Here is a 16398-nt window from a genome sequence, read left to right as displayed (position 1 = left end):
GTTAGCGGACGTTGGCGCAGGTCAGGCAGAACGCATAACGGTTCTGCGGGTCGTTAAACGCGGCCAGCTTATCACTTTCGGTTTTTACCACGCTTGCCGCAGAGGCCAGTGGTGCCGGGAGCATGGCCTGAATGGCTTCTGGTAGCATAGCGCGAACGGAACCAGACATGCTGTCCATGACCATATCAACGAACGTGGGCTCGTCCTGATAATACTCAATGTGCCATTGTTTCAGTTTCGCCAGTTCTGCCGCTTTTGCTACAGCGTCGTCGAAATCGCCGAGACTGTCGACCAGACCATTCGCTTTTGCATCCTGACCGGTCCAGACGTGGCCCTGGGCGATTTTATCAATCTGCTCTGGCGTTGTCTTACGTGCATCCGCAACCAGCGTGATGAAGCGCTTATAGCCGTTCTCGATGCTCAGTTGCATCATCTGCTGCACTTCCGGCGGTAACGCTTTGGTGACGGAAATATCGGCCAGCGGCGAGGTCGCCACGCCGTCGGTATGTACACCAATGGAATCGAGGCTGTTTTCAACGGTGTTGATCACGCCAAAGATGCCGATGGAGCCGGTCAGGGTGCTGGGGTTCGCCACAATGTAGTTTGCCGGGGTTGAGATCCAGTAACCGCCGGATGCCGCCATGCCGCCCATGGAAACCACCACCGGTTTACCTGCCGCTTTTGCTGCAGCCAGCTCAGCGCGGATCACTTCCGAGGCGCTGACGCTGCCGCCTGGGCTGTTAACGCGCAGGACAATGGCTTTTACCTTCGGATCGAGACGCGCTTCACGGATTTGTGCCGCAGTGGTGTCGCCGCCGACGTTGCCCGGTGTTTCTTCTCCGTCCATGATCGCGCCATTGGCGAAGACTACGCCAATGCTGTCACCGGTATCCGCCGGGGTTTTTAGCGTGTAATCGTAATAGCTGACGGCACTGTAGTTCTTCTCTGTTTTGCTCCAGCCAAACTGTTTAGTCAGCAGTTTTTCCACTTCAGCGCTGGAGGCGAGAGCATCGACCAGTTTATTGTCGAGGGCGTACTTCGCGGTGTCGCCACCCACTTTCGTCAGGCCGTCAAGCATCGCCTGTGCGCCCGGGAACACTTGCTGCGCCGGGATCTGGCGGTTAGCGGCAACGGTATCGAGATAGTTCTGCCACAGCTCGCCAATCCAGCGACTGTCGGCTTCACGTGCGGCCGGGGACATATCGTCGCGAATAAACGGCTCGACGGCGGACTTATAGGTACCGACGCGGAAAACGTGGGTGGAGACTTTTAGTTTATCCAGCAGAGACTTGTAATACAGACCGTTGGTCGCAAAGCCGTGCAGGTCAACCGAACCCTGCGGGGAGAGCCAAATTTTATTGGCAAAGCTTGCGAGGTAATACTGTCCCTGGCTGAAGTTATCGCCCACGGCAAAGACCGGTTTTCCACTGTCGCGGAATTCGCGCAGTGCTTTGCCGATATATTGCATGGACGGCTGATCGGCCCCGGCAAAGTTTTTTAAATCCATCACGATGCCGGTGATGTTGCGATCGTCTTTTGCCTGGCGAATGGTGTTAACGATATCGAACAGTGAGTTTTCTTGCAGGCGATCGGAACTGGCGCCAAACAGCTGACGTCCGATGACACTTAAGCGGCTGGTGCTCGAGGGCTTATCGACAATAACGCCGGAGATATCGAGCAGCAGTGCGCCACGCTCCGCGTGTTCGCTGGAGGTGCTACTGCTGACCTGCATCCAGATCCCCACGCCCACCAGGACCAAAAAGATAAAGAACAGGTTCAGTACACATTCGCGGACGAAATTCAGTATTCGCCACGTCCATTTAAAAATTCCGGCAATAAAACGCCACAGGGTTCGCATGTATTCTCCCTACCGATGAACAACACGCCCCCCGTTTTACCGGAGAAGGCGTTAAGATGTGGCTATCGTAATGACCCGGCAGGCAATTGTCAGCAGGAATCACCGCCGGCGCTGTAACAAAATCCGCTCACGTGTTAATTTTGTGAACAAATTTCATTGTTGGAGTTAAGCAAATGGATGCACTCGAATTACTTCTTACCCGCCGTAGCGCCTCTCGTCTTGTTGAACCCGCTCCCGTGGGTGAGCAACTGCAAAATATCCTGCGGGCGGGGATGCGCGCCCCGGATCACAAATCGCTGCAGCCGTGGCGTTTCTTTGTGATTGAAGGTGCAGGGCGTGAGCGTTTTAGCACCGTGCTCGAAAAAGGGGCTATTGCCGCAGAGGGCGACGAAAAGGCTGTCGAAAAAGCGCGTACTGCGCCGTTTCGTGCCCCGCTGATTATTGCGGTGGTGGCGAAATGTGAAGAAAGTGACAAGGTTCCACTGTGGGAACAGGAAATGTCAGCGGGTTGTGCGGTAATGGCCATGCAAATGGCGGCGATTGCGCAAGGCTTTGGCGGGATCTGGCGCAGCGGTGCTTTAACCGAAAGTGCAGTGGTGCGCGAGGCATTTGACTGTCGTGCGCAGGATAAAATTGTCGGCTTCCTCTATCTGGGCACGCCACAGCTTAAAGCATCCACCACGATTAACCCTGCCGATCCGAGCGCATTCGTCCAGTATTTCTGATTTCAGCGGCTAAACTGTCTGGATTATGAGCAAAGACACCCGAATTCAGACAGTCACTCTTACCACATCATGGAATGAGCGCTACCATAGCCCGATTGCAATGACAGGAGATGTCCATGAGCGAGCACGCTATTCGTTTAACGCAATACAGCCACGGAGCCGGTTGCGGTTGTAAAATTTCCCCCAAAGTGCTGGAAACCATCCTGCACAGCGAGCAGGCGAAATTTGTTGATCCGAATTTAGTCGTGGGGAATGAAACCCGCGACGACGCGGCCGTGTACGATCTGGGTAATGGCACCAGCGTTATCAGCACCACCGATTTCTTTATGCCGATAGTCGATAATCCGTTTGATTTTGGCCGCATCGCCGCGACCAACGCCATCAGCGATATCTTCGCGATGGGTGGCAAACCGATTATGGCTATCGCGATTCTGGGCTGGCCGCTCGATAAGCTGGCACCGGAAGTCGCCCGTGAAGTGACCGAAGGCGGGCGTTTCGCCTGTCGCCAGGCCGGCATTGCGCTGGCGGGCGGTCACTCTATTGATGCCCCGGAGCCGATTTTTGGTCTTGCCGTGACGGGCGTGGTCCCGACCGAGCGCGTGAAGAAAAACAGCACCGCAGAAGCGGGATGCAAGCTGTTCCTCACCAAGCCGCTAGGCATTGGCGTGTTGACCACCGCCGAGAAAAAATCGCTGCTTAAGCCTGAGCATGTTGGGCTGGCGACGGAAGTGATGTGCCGCATGAATATTGCGGGCGCAGCGTTTGCGGACATTGAAGGCGTGAAAGCCATGACCGACGTGACCGGTTTTGGCCTGCTGGGACACCTGAGCGAAATGTGTCAGGGCGCGGGCGTTCAGGCGCAAATCGTTTACCAGGATATTCCAAAACTGCCTGGTGTTGAAGAGTACATCGCGCAAGGCGCAGTGCCGGGCGGCACGCAGCGTAACTTTGCCAGCTACGGGCATCTGATGGGTGAGATGCCGCAGGCGGTACGAGACCTGCTGTGCGATCCGCAAACCTCCGGCGGCCTGCTGCTGGCGGTAACACCGGAATCTGAGGCTGAAGTGAAAGCGGTTGCCGCGCAGTTTGGCATTGATCTCACCGCGATTGGTGAGCTGGTTGAAGCACGTGGCGGTCGCGCCATGGTTGAGATCCGTTAATTCGATGCGGTTGTTTATTGCCGAAAAACCGAGTCTGGCGCGCGCGATTGCCGATGTGCTCCCTAAGCCACATCGCAAAGGTGATGGCTTTATTGAATGCGGAAATGGGCAAGTGGTGACCTGGTGTATCGGTCACCTGCTTGAACAGGCGCAGCCAGATGCCTATGACAGTCGCTATGCACGCTGGAGTCTGGTCGACTTGCCGATTGTACCGGAAAAGTGGCAACTGCAGCCGCGTCCCTCCGTCACCAAACAGCTCAACGTCATCAAGCGCTTTCTGCATGAGGCCAGTGAAGTCATTCACGCGGGAGACCCCGATCGTGAAGGACAGCTGCTGGTCGATGAAGTGCTGGATTACCTGCAACTGGCGCCGGAAAAGCGTCATCAGGTACAACGGTGTCTGATTAACGACCTTAACCCACAGGCGGTGGAGCGGGCAATTTCTCGTCTGCGCGCCAACAGCGAGTTCATCCCGCTGTGCGTTTCGGCGCTGGCGCGAGCGCGTGCCGACTGGCTGTACGGCATTAATATGACGCGCGCCTATACCATTCTTGGGCGTAACGCGGGTTATCAAGGCGTGCTGTCCGTGGGGCGTGTGCAGACGCCGGTGCTTGGTCTGGTGGTGCGCCGTGATGAAGAGATTGAAAACTTCGTCGCCAAAGATTTCTTTGAGGTCAAAGCGCATATCGTCACACCTGCCGACGAGCGGTTTACCGCTATCTGGCAGCCGAGCGAGGCGTGTGAACCTTATCAGGATGAAGAAGGGCGCTTACTGAACCGTACGCTGGCGGAGCATGTGGTGAAACGCATCAACGGTCAGCCAGCGATAGTCACCAGCTATAACGATAAACGGGAATCAGAATCCGCACCGTTGCCGTTCTCACTGTCGGCGTTGCAGATTGAAGCCGCTAAACGCTTCGGACTGAGCGCGCAAAACGTGCTCGATATCTGCCAGAAGCTGTATGAAACCCACAAATTGATTACCTATCCGCGTTCTGATAGCCGCTATCTGCCGGAAGAACATTTTGCCGGTCGCCATGCGGTGATGAATGCGATTAGCGTGCACGCTCCGGATTTATTTCCGCAGCCTGCGGTCAATCCCGATACGCGTAATCGCTGCTGGGACGATAAAAAGGTTGATGCGCACCACGCGATTATTCCCACTGCGCGTAGTTCATCCATCAATCTGAATGACAATGAAGCCAAGGTGTACAACCTGATTGCGCGTCAGTATCTGATGCAGTTCTGCCCGGACGCGGTATTCCGCAAGTGCGTCATTGAGCTGGATATTGCGAAAGGCAAATTTGTTGCTAAAGCCCGTTTCCTGGCGGAAGCCGGGTGGCGTACGCTGCTGGGTAACAAAGAGCGCGACGAAGAAAACGACGGCACACCGTTGCCGGTGGTGGCTCGTGATGACGAACTACTGTGTGAAAAGGGCGAAGTGGTGGAACGCCAGACCCAGCCGCCGCGCCATTTTACCGACGCGACGCTGTTGTCGGCGATGACCGGGATCGCACGGTTTGTGCAGGATAAAGATCTGAAAAAGATCCTGCGCGCCACCGACGGACTGGGAACGGAGGCTACGCGCGCGGGGATTATCGAACTGCTGTTTAAGCGCGGGTTCCTGGTGAAAAAGGGCCGCTATATACACTCGACGGATCCCGGAAAGGCGCTGTTCCATTCGTTGCCAGAAATGGCAACGCGTCCGGATATGACCGCGCACTGGGAGTCGATCCTGACGCAAATCAGTGAAAAGCAGTGCCGCTATCAGGACTTTATGCAGCCGCTGGTGGACACGCTGTATCAGCTGATTGACCAGGCTAAACGTACGCCAGTACGCCGATTCCGCGGGATAACCGCGCCGGCTGGCGTGGAGAAGAAAAAGAGCGCGCCGCGAAAACGTCCGGCGAAAAAAAGCCCGCCTTCAGAGGAGGCAGGCCTGTAATGCGGTCATGACTGATGATTAAATCACACCCTGGCCCAGCATCGCGTCGGCAACTTTCACGAAGCCAGCAATGTTGGCGCCTTGCACGTAGTTGGTTTGTTTGCTTTCACCACCGTACTCGACGCAGGCGTGGTGAATATCCAGCATGATGTGGTGCAGGCGCGCATCCACTTTCTCCGCTTTCCAACCCAGACGCGCGGCGTTCTGCGCCATTTCCAGGCCTGATGTCGCCACACCACCGGCGTTGGCGGCTTTACCCGGCGCAAACAGTACGCCCGCTTCGAGGAACAGATCGGTGGCTTCGATGGTGGTCGGCATGTTTGCGCCTTCCGCCACGGCCTTGACGCCGTTGGCAATCAGCATCTGCGCAGCGTCCACATCCAGTTCGTTCTGCGTAGCGCACGGCAGGGCGATATCCACCGGCACTGACCACGGTTGCTTACCTTCCAGATAGGTCAGGCCAAACTCACGGGCGTAATCCGCCACGCGGCCATCGCGGCTGTCTTTAATGGCACACAGACGCGCCAGTTTCTCTTTCGTGAAGCCACTCTCATCAACCACGGTACCGCTGGAGTCGGAAGCGGTCACCACACGAGCACCAAACTCCATGGCTTTCTCAATGGCGAATTGCGCCACGTTACCGGAGCCGGAAACGGCGACACGCATGCCTTCAAAGCCCAGACCATGGCGCTTAAGCATTGCTTCGGTGAAGTACACCAGGCCGTAGCCGGTCGCTTCCGGGCGGATCAGACTGCCGCCGAACGACAGACCTTTGCCGGTAAAGACGCAGGCGCTGTTGTTGGAGAGTTTTTTCATCATCCCGGCCATAAAGCCGACTTCACGACCGCCTACGCCGATATCTCCCGCCGGAACGTCAGTGTCTGGCCCTAAATGGCGGAACAGTTCGGTCATCAAGGACTGGCAAAAACGCATCACTTCGCCTTCGCTTTTGCCTTTTGGATCGAAATCGCTCCCGCCTTTACCTCCGCCCATCGGCAGCGTGGTGAGGGCGTTTTTAAAAGTCTGCTCGAAGCCAAGGAATTTCAGGATCGACAGGTTTACCGACGGATGGAAACGCATGCCGCCTTTGTAAGGACCAATCGCCGAGCTAAACTGTACACGCCATGCACGGTTAACCTGTACCTGATTACGATCGTCCAGCCAGACCACGCGGAACTGGATCACGCGCTCAGGTTCAACCAGACGTTCCAGCAATGACATTTGACGATAGCGCGGGTTTTGTTCGAGGAACGGCCACAGCGTCGTCATGACCTCACGAACGGCTTGCGCGAACTCGGTTTGATTCGGGTCGCGCTTTTGCACATGGTTGAGAAATGACGCCAAAGAACATGTCTGATCCATAGATATAAGAACCTCTTATGTATTGATATGGTTATATTTTTGATGTTTATGTTATGTGTTGTGCAGTTTTTGACTATAACATCAGCAGTGTGACGGGACGCAAGAAAAAATTAACCTCGCTAAGGAAATTAATATTGCGGCGTAGGTCATAACTAAAAACGATGCGGGAAGGGACTAAAGTTTCAGCCGGTTTATACCGTTATACTGAGCATAGAGGTCAGTTTAAAAGGAAAGAGTATGCGCCGTTTTATCATGGCAGGTGCGCTGGTTATGCTCTCCAGCACGGCACTGGCAAATCAGCTTTATCGCCCGGATGTGCAGGTTAATGTGCCGCAAGAAGTGTTCAGTTCCAGCGGTCAGCGGGCGCAGCCCTGTAATCAGTGCTGCGTTTATCAGGATCAAAACTATTCGGAAGGCGCGGTAATCAAGGCTGATGGCGTGTTGTTGCAATGCCAGCGCGATGAGAAAACGATCGGCACTAATCCGCTGGTCTGGCGTCGCGTAAAAGAATAAACGCCTGTAAGAGCGGGATGTCGGCAGGCGCCAGCGGATACGTCAGCGCCTCTTCAGGTAGGCACCACACCAGTTGCTGATGCTCATGCGCGTGCAGTTCGCCCTGATAATCTGGCACATGCCATGCATGCAGATGGATAATCCGGCCTGATACTTCGCGTTGATGGCTGGCAACGTACTGCCCAACAACCGCCTCAATGCCGAGTTCTTCGTGCAGTTCACGCCTCAGCGCCTGCGGCTGGCTCTCGCCGGGCTCTACCTTACCGCCGGCAAACTCCCACATACCCGGCTGATCCGCATGCGCCGGGCGCTGAGCGAGTAATATTTTGCCATCACGTTCAAGGATAGCGGCGACCACATCGAGGGTTTTCATCATATTCATCAAGATCTAACAGCAGAAAGTGACATACTATCGCTATCTTTGTTTTATCTAAAGTATTCAGGAGTCACCGTTGAACGATCCTCAGGCGTGGGTAAAACCGTTGACGCGTATCCCTTCCAGTTTGAAACCGCTTGTCGCGACGCAGAAAAAACATTACGGCGACGTGCTGCATCCCACGCGCTGGTGGGGGCGTATGCCGTTTCTGTTTTGGCTGGTCGCGCTGTTTGTCGGATTTCTGGAGCGTAAACGGGCGCGATTAACCCCGGTGATGCGCGCGCTGTTGATGACGCGGGTGTCGCAGGTGTGTCATTGCGCGTTCTGCGTGGATGCCAACAGCTTACGGCTGGCCGAACGCAGCGGGGCGCTGGATAAAGTGTTACAGGTGGCGAACTGGCAATCGTCTGCACTGTTTAGCGCAGAAGAGCGCGTGGCGCTGGCCTATGCGGATGCGATGACTGCCACGCCGCCGCGCCTTGATGATGCGCTGAAGACGCAAATGCAGCAGCATTTTACCGATGACACGATTACCGAAATGACCGCGCTGATTGCCTTTCAAAATCTCTCGGCACGCTTTAACGCCGCGCTGGATATTCCTTCGCAGGGATTGTGCGACAGTTTCAAAGGACGGCCACATGCTTGACCGCCATCTTCATCCGCGGTTAAAACCGCTGTTACATCAGTGCGCTCGCATGATTGATAAGCCCGGTATTTCGCCGGACGGTCTGACGCTCTTCGGTTTCGCTATTGGCGTGCTGGCCTTGCCGTTTCTGGCATTAGGCTGGTATTCGGCGGCGCTGGTCGCCATTGTGCTTAATCGTCTGTTTGATGGGTTGGACGGCGCGCTGGCGCGGCGCAGGGGACTGACCGATGCCGGCGGATTCCTCGATATTTCACTCGATTTTCTGTTTTACGCGCTGGTGCCGTTTGGCTTTATTCTGGCGGCACCCGAGCAGAATGCGCTGGCGGGCAGCTGGCTATTGTTTGCGTTTATCGGCACCGGCAGTAGTTTCCTGGCCTTTGCCGCGCTGGCGGCGAAGCATCAGATTGATAACCCCGGTTATGCGCATAAATCGTTTTATTATTTAGGTGGGTTGACCGAAGGCACCGAGACGATATTGCTGTTCGTGCTGGGCTGTCTGTTCCCTGATTATTTTGCCGTGCTGGCGTGGGTATTTGGCGCGCTGTGCTGGCTGACAACGTTCACGCGGATCTGGAGCGGATACCTGACGCTGAAATCGATCCAGCGTCAGGAATAATCAGCGATTACTTGCTGGCGTCCGGGCCGCGCTCGCCGCTGGCTACCGGGTTCTTCGGATTGCTGCTCCACTCGAACCAGCCACCGTCGTACACCGAGACGTTTTTCCAGCCCATCGCACGGGCGTACATAAACGTTTCCGAGGCACGCCAGCCGGTACCGCAGTAGAAGGAAACCTGCTGATCCGGCAAGATGTTCCACTGTTTCCACATTGCGGCGATATCGTCTGCGCTGCGCATGGTGCCGTCCGGGTTATGGAAATCTTCCATATGCGTGGAGTCGCTGCCCGCATGACCCCAACGAGCCCCCGCAATTTCACCTTTTGGTTTAATGTAGCTGTAACCGCTGGTGGTGCCGACAAATTCCGGCCACGAACGAATGCTGACCAGCGACGCATCCTGACGATGCAGCAGGCCACGCGCCTGTTCCATATCCAGCATCAGCTGCGGCTGGGCAGGGATCGTCGCGCCAAAATCAGGCTCCGGTTTAACCGTCGGTGCCGTGCCGCGTTCGACCGGTAATCCTGCGTCGGACCACGTCTGCCAGCCGCCGTCGAGCAGGCGAACATCTTTCACGCCCGCGTACAGCATGATCTGTGCGACACGCGCCGCCGCATAGACATCACGGCCATACAAAATCACCGTCGTGTCATGACGAATACCGTGTTTAGCCAACATCGCTTTGAGCTGCGCGTCGGAGACTTTGTTCCACAGCGGTTCGCTTTCGACTTCGTTGGTATCAATGTATCCGGCACCCGGAATATGACTGAGCAGATAGAGCTTCGGTGCCCCCCAGGCCGCTTCAATGACTTTCCAGTCACCGGCCGGTTTGGCGGTGACGGCTTTGCCTTGTTGCAGGTCGTGTAGCCACTGCGGATAGACCAGCTGTTCGAAGTGCGGTAGGCGCTGCAATCGCGCGGGATCCTGCAGTGCATCGCTGAGCGTGGAAAGCTGACTAAAGCCCACTTTCTGCAGACGCGCTTTAACGGCCTGCATGTCGCTTTCGCTGCCATACAGCGCTACCGGTGCATCGGTTTTTAACTGATGTTGCTTAACCCAGGCGGTGAGTTGCTCGTCGTTCATGTTGTCGAGCCAGGCGGCAGACAGGTTCAGGGCGGCAGGTTCATGGCCGGAAGGGCCATTAAGCGATTGCGGCCAGCCGTTATAAAACGCACTTTGACGGGTATCGATTGCCGCGCCTTGTTGCTGCTGTAACTGGTGGAGGGTGAACGTCTGTGCTGTTTCAGCAGCCCAGGAAGAAGCGCAAGCGAGCCCTAAAGCCAGTGCCAGCGCGGTCATTTGAGAAACACGTTTCATCGAATAGCCCGACGTTGAAAAAAAGAAGACGACATTCTGTGCCGCCAGCCTGATAAAATCATTGCGTTAACGCAGCATATCGCCACATTCACGCCCAGTTTGCCATCTGCAAAACGCGGCCCGCGGGCGGAACGTCCTGCGCGTCATGGGTAACCTGCACCACGGGAATACCCAGCTTGCGCACTTCGGCAAAGACCCACTGGCGAAACGCGTCGCGAAGTGAGGTGTCCAGTCGGCTGAAGGGTTCATCCAGCAGCAGCGCCTGTGGTTGTGCCAACAGCGCGCGCAGCAGGGCGATACGCGATCGTTGCCCGCCGGAGAGTGACGCCGGATCGCGATGATAAAACCCCGCCAGCCCGGCACGCTCAAGGGCGCGCTCGACCTTATCTCGTCTGACCGATCCTTTCAGACTTGCGGGGAGTGCCAGCAGCAAATTTTGCCCCACGCTGAAATGGTCGAACAGCAGGGCATCCTGGAACAAAATGCCAATCTGGCGCTGCGCCGTGGGCAATGAGTCGATGCGCCGGTCGTTAAGCCACAGCTCGCCACTCGCCTGAAACGTTGGAGAAAGTGCGCCAATCATCCACGAGAACAGCGATGATTTGCCGCTGCCGGAGGGACCCATAATAGTGACAATGTCACCTTTGTTGACCTCGAAATTGGCCTCGTTGAGCAGAACGCAAGGCCCCAGATGTAGCGAAACATTTTTCACAATTAGCATTAGCGGAGTCCTTGTCGACAGCGGCCAACCCATGCGGAGAGTAATGCTGACAGTGCGAAAACCAACAGCGGCAGCAGCAGTTGCCAGAGCGCCTGTGACGCAAGCCGTGCCGCGCTGCCGCCGCTGCTCAATGCAACGGCCTCGGTGGTCAGCGTGGGAAAGCGTCCGGCCCCTAACCACAGGGTCGGCATATACTGGGCAATACTGACGGAAAATCCCACCGCGAAAGCAATCAGCGTCGGGCGCAGCAGCAGTGGACATTTCACCTGCCAGAAGATGCGCTCCCGCGACCAGCCCAGCGTCTGCGCAATCAACATTAACCGCGGATCAATTCGCTGCCACGCCGGTTTGAGGATAAACAGCATCCACGGTGTGACCCACAGCAAATGTCCCCAGACAACCGTCAACAATTGACCATCCAGCTGTGCGTGTAGCGCCAGCGTATATTGTCCGGTGACCAGCGGGAGTGCAGGCAGGATAATCGGCAGCCAGACCCAACGATGTCCGCGCTGTGGTCCCCATTCCAGCCATAGCAACAGCGTGATTAATGCCAGTGCGCTGGCAATCATTCCCACTTGCAGGCTGGTGAATAACGTCTGGCTATCGATGAATGAATACTGTGCAACCAGGGCCAGAACCAGCAGGCAGAGTACGCCGCTTACGGGTACCAGTTGCGCCAGTGAGCGCCCCAGTGGATAGGATGAAAAACGCTGACGCTTCCCGCTAATCCCCGGCAGGGTACGCCGCCAGCTGCGCCAGAGCAGATAACCAACCAGCGCATACACACACAGCAGCAGTACCAGCAGCAGGCTGGCGAGCGAGCCTTTTATCTGTTGGTCGGCATCGCCCTGAGTGAGCCATTGCCAGCTCAACACCGCAAGCGTTGGCGGATTGCCCGGACCCAGCACGATCGCCACATCCACCGCCGACAATGACCATGCAGTGGCCGCCAGCATCACTTTTCCCAGTGCCGGTGCGATGGCGGGTAAGACCAACCAGTTGAGGCATTGCAGGCGGCTATATCCCAGCGAGTCCAGCACGGTCACCTGCCGGGCAAGCTGCTTTTCACTGAGCAGGGCCGAGAGTACCCATAACAAAAAAGCGCTCTCTTTGACGGCTAGCGTCAAGCCCAGACCGATCCCGTAGCGGTCAGCCTGTGGGGTAAGAAAAGGCAACACGCGGTACAGCAGACCGCCTTCGGCAAACAACAACAGGACGCTGGTGGCAAACGCGACGTGCGGAATCGCCAACAGCCACGGCAGCCGGGTGCACAGCCGCGCCCAGCCCGCGCCGGGCCACATGGCGAGGATCGCCAACAGGGCAATGACCAACGCACCGAGGGTCGCCAGCGTCACGGAAACCAGCGTCGCCATCAGCGCCTGCGGCAACTGGGGATCGGCAAACAGCGCCAGCCAATGAGTGATGGAGAGCGCTGGTGTGAAAAGTGCGATGGCGGCAGGTACCAGCGGCAAATAAATCACCGCCATGACGCCCCATATCAGCAGGATTAATGCGTACCGTAACGGCGTAGCCATTCTTGTTCCAGTACGTTTACCCAGGCCGCATGGGGTTCAGGAAGCACGGTGGGTAATCCTTTAGGGATCCGTGCCTGCAGAGCTTCACGTTGTGCCGCAGGTAATTTTTGCGGGTCGAGAACCGAAGGGTCGCCCCAGTAGGCGGGATCGGCTTTACGCAGTTGCGCCTCCGGAGAGAGCAGGAAGTTGGCGACGACTTTCGCCCCTGCGCTGGCGCTGGCGTTAGCCGGGATCGTGACAAAATGCACGTTGCCAATCATGCCTTGCGTAAAACCATAGCTGTAGCTGTTTTTGGGTAATTCACCGCTGGCCACTTTTTGTTGCGCGTGCGCGGGGTTAAAGGTCAGCGACAAGCGCAGTACGCCGTTGTTCAGCAGCGTATCCATTCGTGCAGGCGTAGGCGGGAAGTCTTTACCTTCACGCCATAAAAACGGATGCAGCGTGTCAAGATACTGCCACAGCGGAGCCGTAACATCAGCGAACGTCGCGGTATCGGGCGCCATTTTCAACGCTTGTGGTTGGGTAGTAAGCGCCATCAGCAACTGCTCAAGAAATGCAGTCCCGGTAAAATCCGGGGGGCGCGGGTAGGTCACCGTACCAGGATGCGCTTTGGCAAATGCCAGCAGCGCCTGCGGAGTTTGTGGTGGCTGTTCGGTCACATCACGGTTAGCGATAAAAGTAAGCTGCGCGCCTCCCCACGGTGACTCGGCTCCCTCTGTAGGGATGGAGAAGTCTTCGCTGACAGGCTGCAGGGTATCAACGTAGCGCCAGTTGGGTAGCGTCTGCGCCCACTGCGTTTGCAGCAGGTTTGCCTCTTTCAGCGTACGGAAGTTTTCACCGTTCACCCACAGTAAATCGACAGAGCCGCCGGTTTTACGCCCGGAAGCGGCCTCTGTTTGAATACGCTTAACCGCGTCGGCAGCATCGGCCAGACGCACGATTTTCAGGTTAATGGCGTAATGTGTTTTCATCTCGCCGCTTACCCAGTCGAGATATTGGTTCACTGCGTTATCGCCTCCCCAGGCGTTGAACCACACCGTCTGGCCACGGGCGTCGTTTTTGATCTGCTGCCAGCTGTGATCTTGCGCGAAGGTCGCCAGCGGTGAAAACAGCAAACTCAGGCACAATAAGCAATAACGCATACACTCTCCAGTTGTTAAGGGGGGCCTCAGACGTGTTTTCTGTGCCGTTCAAGATAAATGCTTCTCGCCACGGAGATAACCACAGTCAGCGCAAATAATACAAATAGCCCGGTCACGAACCAGAATGCTCCTCCGGTTAACAGACTGCCGGCCCAGGAATAGACGAGTGTCGCGGGTAGCTGACCGACGCCGGTGGCGAGGAAAAAATGACGAAAGCGGATCGATGTCAGACCTGCGGCGTAACTGACCGGGTCAAAGGGAACGAAAGGTAACAGGCGACAGACCAGAATAGTGTGTTTGCCGTAGCGTGCAAAAAAGGCGTCCATGCTATTCAACACCGTTTTTCCGGTCAGCTTTTCCACCGTGCTACGACCAAAAATACGGGCGATGAAAAAGCATAGCGCCGCGCCAGCCATTGCGCTGGTCCAGGAGAGTACGCCTCCCCAGAATGCGCCGAACAATGACGCATTGGCAAAGGTGATCACAAACGCCGGAAGCGGGGCGATAATGGCTTGTAAGATCATTAAGCAAAACGATACCACCGCAGCCTGAGCACCGTATGACCGAATGAGATTTTCAATGGCGTGCTGGTCAACCGTGGCGAATGCCGCCAGGCTGTGACTGACAAAATCACTGACGCCGGGCACCCATACCCAGGCGATCGGCGCCAGCAATAACAGGAGAATCAGCCCGGTCCGGCAATAGCGTATGACGTGCGTTTTGTTCAGCTTCATGATTTATCGGCTAACTCACGTTGGACAGAGGGATCAATACGCTTCACGCGGGCCCAGGCTTTGGCTGCCTGTACCAGGGTAAATAAAATAATGCCAGCAATACTGAGTTTAACCATAAACGCCAGGGTGATGCCGTCGCTGACGAGTTCATGCGACATGAGCGTATAGATGAACAGGCCGGGGAAGGTGGTGAGTGTAGAAATGACGGTGAATGACCAGAATGGGATGGCGGTCAGCCCGTAGGCATAATTTTGAATGTTGTACGGGAATAACGGCACCAGGCGGGTGAGGATCAGAAAATCGCTACCACTTTGGGCAATGCCTTTTTCTATCGCCTGGAAGGTGGCCGTATGCCCGACATATTTCAGCAGCAGATCGCGACCCAGCCAGCGGGCAAGTAAGAACGACAGCGCCGAGGCCACGGTGGCTGCAAACAGCGATACAAGCGTCCCCACCAGCGGGCCAAACAGGATACCGCCGACGATCACCAGCATGCTGCCGGGTATCAGACACAGCGCAGCGACGATAAACAGCAGAATGTACAGCACGTAGCCGTATATGCCGCTCTGGCGGATGAGATCTTGTAAAAGGTGGAAATGGGTTATCAGGCCACTCAGGCCAGAATAATGGAGAACGCCCACCAGGACACAGAGGAGTAGCGCAACGATCAGCAGTCTGTATTCTGCTTTATGCGAACTTCTTTTTCATGGGGGTCTCCTGTAATACCGAGGGTAATAACGCGTTTCGCCAGCGAAAGTGCGCGCGAAGATATAATAAATCCCCGTTGGCAACAATGTATTACCGTGGTTTTTTTGATTTTGCTCAGGCTACACCGACTCTCCAGGCAAGGCCCGGAGAGTGACAACGCTCAGGCGATCAGACGCGGAATTTGGCCCATACCGGCGCATGGTCGGACGGTTTTTCCATACTGCGGATCTCATAGTCGATGCCGGTTTCTTCGCAGCGCTCCGCCAGCGGGTTGCTCGCCAGCAGCAGATCGATACGCAGACCACGGTTATCGTCAAAGCCTTTTGAACGGTAATCAAACCACGAGTACTGGTCGGCGGTATCCGGATGTGCGTGACGGAACGTGTCCACCAGACCCCATCCCATCAGTCGTTCCATCCACTCACGCTCTTCCGGCAGGAAGGAGCACTTGCCGGTACGCAGCCAGCGTTTGCGATTCTCTTCACCAATGCCGATGTCCAGATCGGTTGGGCTGATATTCATATCTCCCATGATCAGCACCGGATTGTCGCGCTTCAGTTCAGTCTCCAGATAGTTTTGCAGGTTCTGATAAAACGCGGCTTTGGCCGGGAACTTCAGCGGGTGGTCACGGCTTTCGCCTTGCGGAAAATAGCCGTTAATCACGGTGATATTCCCCAGTGGAGACGGGATTTCGGCCATGATAATACGGCGCTGAGCTTCTTCGTCATCGTTCGGGAAGCCACGACGCACCGAAATGGGCGTTTCTTTCGTCAGCAGCGCGACGCCGTAATGGCCTTTTTGACCGTGATAGAAAACGTTGTAACCCAGCTTTGCGACCTCTTCGAGAGGGAACATGTCATCGTGGACTTTTGTCTCCTGCAAGCCGATCACATCCGGTTGGTGTTTTTCGACAATGGCTGCCAGTTGATGAGGACGGGCACGCAGGCCGTTGATATTAAAAGAGACAAATTTCATAGTCGCTGCCACTTTGCAAGATGAATAGTGCAAGGATGGTAGCAGAATTTCCGCAGGCTGACTGCTT

16 protein-coding genes are annotated in these 16398 nt (G+C 56.0%); 6 read left to right on the top strand and 10 right to left on the bottom strand.

Going from position 1 to position 16398, the window contains the following annotated elements; all coding sequences use genetic code 11:
• Window position 1: 1 nt before the first annotated feature.
• Entirely contained in the window at window positions 2-1858 is a 1857-nt protein-coding gene (sppA, locus tag IB214_RS13435; RefSeq protein WP_096757297.1) for a signal peptide peptidase SppA, read from the bottom strand.
• 173 nt (window positions 1859-2031) lie between these two features.
• Between sppA and IB214_RS13430 the strand changes: the two genes are divergently transcribed.
• The 3 genes from IB214_RS13430 to IB214_RS13420 all read left to right on the top strand — a co-directional run bounded on the left by IB214_RS13430 (window position 2032) and on the right by IB214_RS13420 (window position 5688).
• The gene (locus IB214_RS13430; protein WP_117342972.1) at window positions 2032-2583 is read left to right on the top strand and encodes an NAD(P)H nitroreductase; all 552 of its coding nucleotides are present in this window, start codon (window positions 2032-2034) and stop codon (window positions 2581-2583) included.
• A 116-nt stretch (window positions 2584-2699) separates the two neighbouring features.
• Entirely contained in the window at window positions 2700-3743 is a 1044-nt protein-coding gene (selD, locus tag IB214_RS13425) for a selenide, water dikinase SelD (RefSeq protein ID WP_117342973.1), read from the top strand.
• Between the two features lie 4 nt (window positions 3744-3747).
• Window positions 3748-5688 (top strand): DNA topoisomerase III, encoded by a 1941-nt coding sequence (locus tag IB214_RS13420; protein WP_117342974.1) that lies wholly within the window; start codon window positions 3748-3750, stop codon window positions 5686-5688.
• Window positions 5689-5706: 18 nt separating this feature from the next.
• Here the strand turns inward: IB214_RS13420 and gdhA are convergent, their stop codons facing one another.
• Window positions 5707-7050: an NADP-specific glutamate dehydrogenase gene (gene gdhA, locus IB214_RS13415; RefSeq protein WP_096757292.1), complete on the bottom strand. Its 1344-nt coding sequence runs from the start codon at window positions 7048-7050 to the stop codon at window positions 5707-5709.
• Between the two features lie 237 nt (window positions 7051-7287).
• On the opposite strand from gdhA, the gene IB214_RS13410 reads away from it, so the two are divergent.
• Complete coding sequence (locus tag IB214_RS13410) at window positions 7288-7563, top strand: YnjH family protein (protein ID WP_117342975.1); 276 nt, start codon at window positions 7288-7290, stop codon at window positions 7561-7563.
• Here the strand turns inward: IB214_RS13410 and IB214_RS13405 are convergent.
• Window positions 7529-7936, bottom strand: coding sequence for a pyrimidine (deoxy)nucleoside triphosphate diphosphatase (locus IB214_RS13405; protein WP_117343117.1), 408 nt, complete (start codon window positions 7934-7936; stop codon window positions 7529-7531). The two genes, IB214_RS13410 and IB214_RS13405, sit on opposite strands and share 35 nt — an antisense overlap.
• 79 nt (window positions 7937-8015) lie before the next feature.
• Here IB214_RS13405 and IB214_RS13400 point away from each other — a divergent pair, with 79 nt between their 5' ends.
• Together IB214_RS13400 and IB214_RS13395 are read left to right on the top strand one after the other, a co-directional pair.
• Window positions 8016-8585 carry a carboxymuconolactone decarboxylase family protein gene (locus IB214_RS13400; RefSeq protein ID WP_117342976.1) on the top strand — a complete coding sequence of 190 codons (570 nt, stop codon included), beginning with the start codon at window positions 8016-8018 and terminating at the stop codon, window positions 8583-8585.
• Entirely contained in the window at window positions 8578-9201 is a 624-nt protein-coding gene (locus IB214_RS13395; protein WP_117342977.1) for a CDP-alcohol phosphatidyltransferase family protein, read from the top strand. Before IB214_RS13400 ends, IB214_RS13395 begins: the two co-directional genes overlap by 8 nt.
• Before the next feature lie 7 nt (window positions 9202-9208).
• Here IB214_RS13395 and IB214_RS13390 read toward each other — a convergent pair whose 3' ends face one another.
• The 7 genes from IB214_RS13390 to xthA form a co-directional block, all read right to left on the bottom strand.
• Window positions 9209-10516, bottom strand: coding sequence for a sulfurtransferase (locus IB214_RS13390; protein WP_117342978.1), 1308 nt, complete (start codon window positions 10514-10516; stop codon window positions 9209-9211).
• Between the two features lie 88 nt (window positions 10517-10604).
• Window positions 10605-11237 carry an ATP-binding cassette domain-containing protein gene (locus IB214_RS13385; RefSeq protein ID WP_117342979.1) on the bottom strand — a complete coding sequence of 211 codons (633 nt, stop codon included), beginning with the start codon at window positions 11235-11237 and terminating at the stop codon, window positions 10605-10607.
• On the bottom strand, window positions 11237-12772 hold the full coding sequence (locus tag IB214_RS13380) for a thiamine ABC transporter permease (protein ID WP_117342980.1): 1536 nt from the start codon (window positions 12770-12772) through the stop codon (window positions 11237-11239). The genes IB214_RS13385 and IB214_RS13380 overlap by 1 nt, the downstream gene beginning before the upstream one ends.
• On the bottom strand, window positions 12745-13914 hold the full coding sequence (locus IB214_RS13375) for an ABC transporter substrate-binding protein (RefSeq protein WP_117342981.1): 1170 nt from the start codon (window positions 13912-13914) through the stop codon (window positions 12745-12747). Before IB214_RS13375 ends, IB214_RS13380 begins: the two co-directional genes overlap by 28 nt.
• Before the next feature lie 26 nt (window positions 13915-13940).
• Complete coding sequence (locus tag IB214_RS13370; protein ID WP_135953058.1) at window positions 13941-14648, bottom strand: TVP38/TMEM64 family protein; 708 nt, start codon at window positions 14646-14648, stop codon at window positions 13941-13943.
• Window positions 14645-15289: a TVP38/TMEM64 family protein gene (locus tag IB214_RS13365; protein WP_244207864.1), complete on the bottom strand. Its 645-nt coding sequence runs from the start codon at window positions 15287-15289 to the stop codon at window positions 14645-14647. Before IB214_RS13365 ends, IB214_RS13370 begins: the two co-directional genes overlap by 4 nt.
• A 235-nt stretch (window positions 15290-15524) precedes the next feature.
• Window positions 15525-16331 carry an exodeoxyribonuclease III gene (gene xthA / locus IB214_RS13360; RefSeq protein WP_115258681.1) on the bottom strand — a complete coding sequence of 269 codons (807 nt, stop codon included), beginning with the start codon at window positions 16329-16331 and terminating at the stop codon, window positions 15525-15527.
• Window positions 16332-16398: the final 67 nt, after the last annotated feature.

Origin of the sequence: Citrobacter sp. C1 (assembly GCF_014596895.2) — a bacterium.
GTDB classification, from domain to species: Bacteria; Pseudomonadota; Gammaproteobacteria; order Enterobacterales; family Enterobacteriaceae; genus Citrobacter; species Citrobacter gillenii.
The sequence above is the reverse complement of the archived record's forward strand: the minus strand, read 5'-3'. Positions and strand labels throughout refer to the sequence as shown.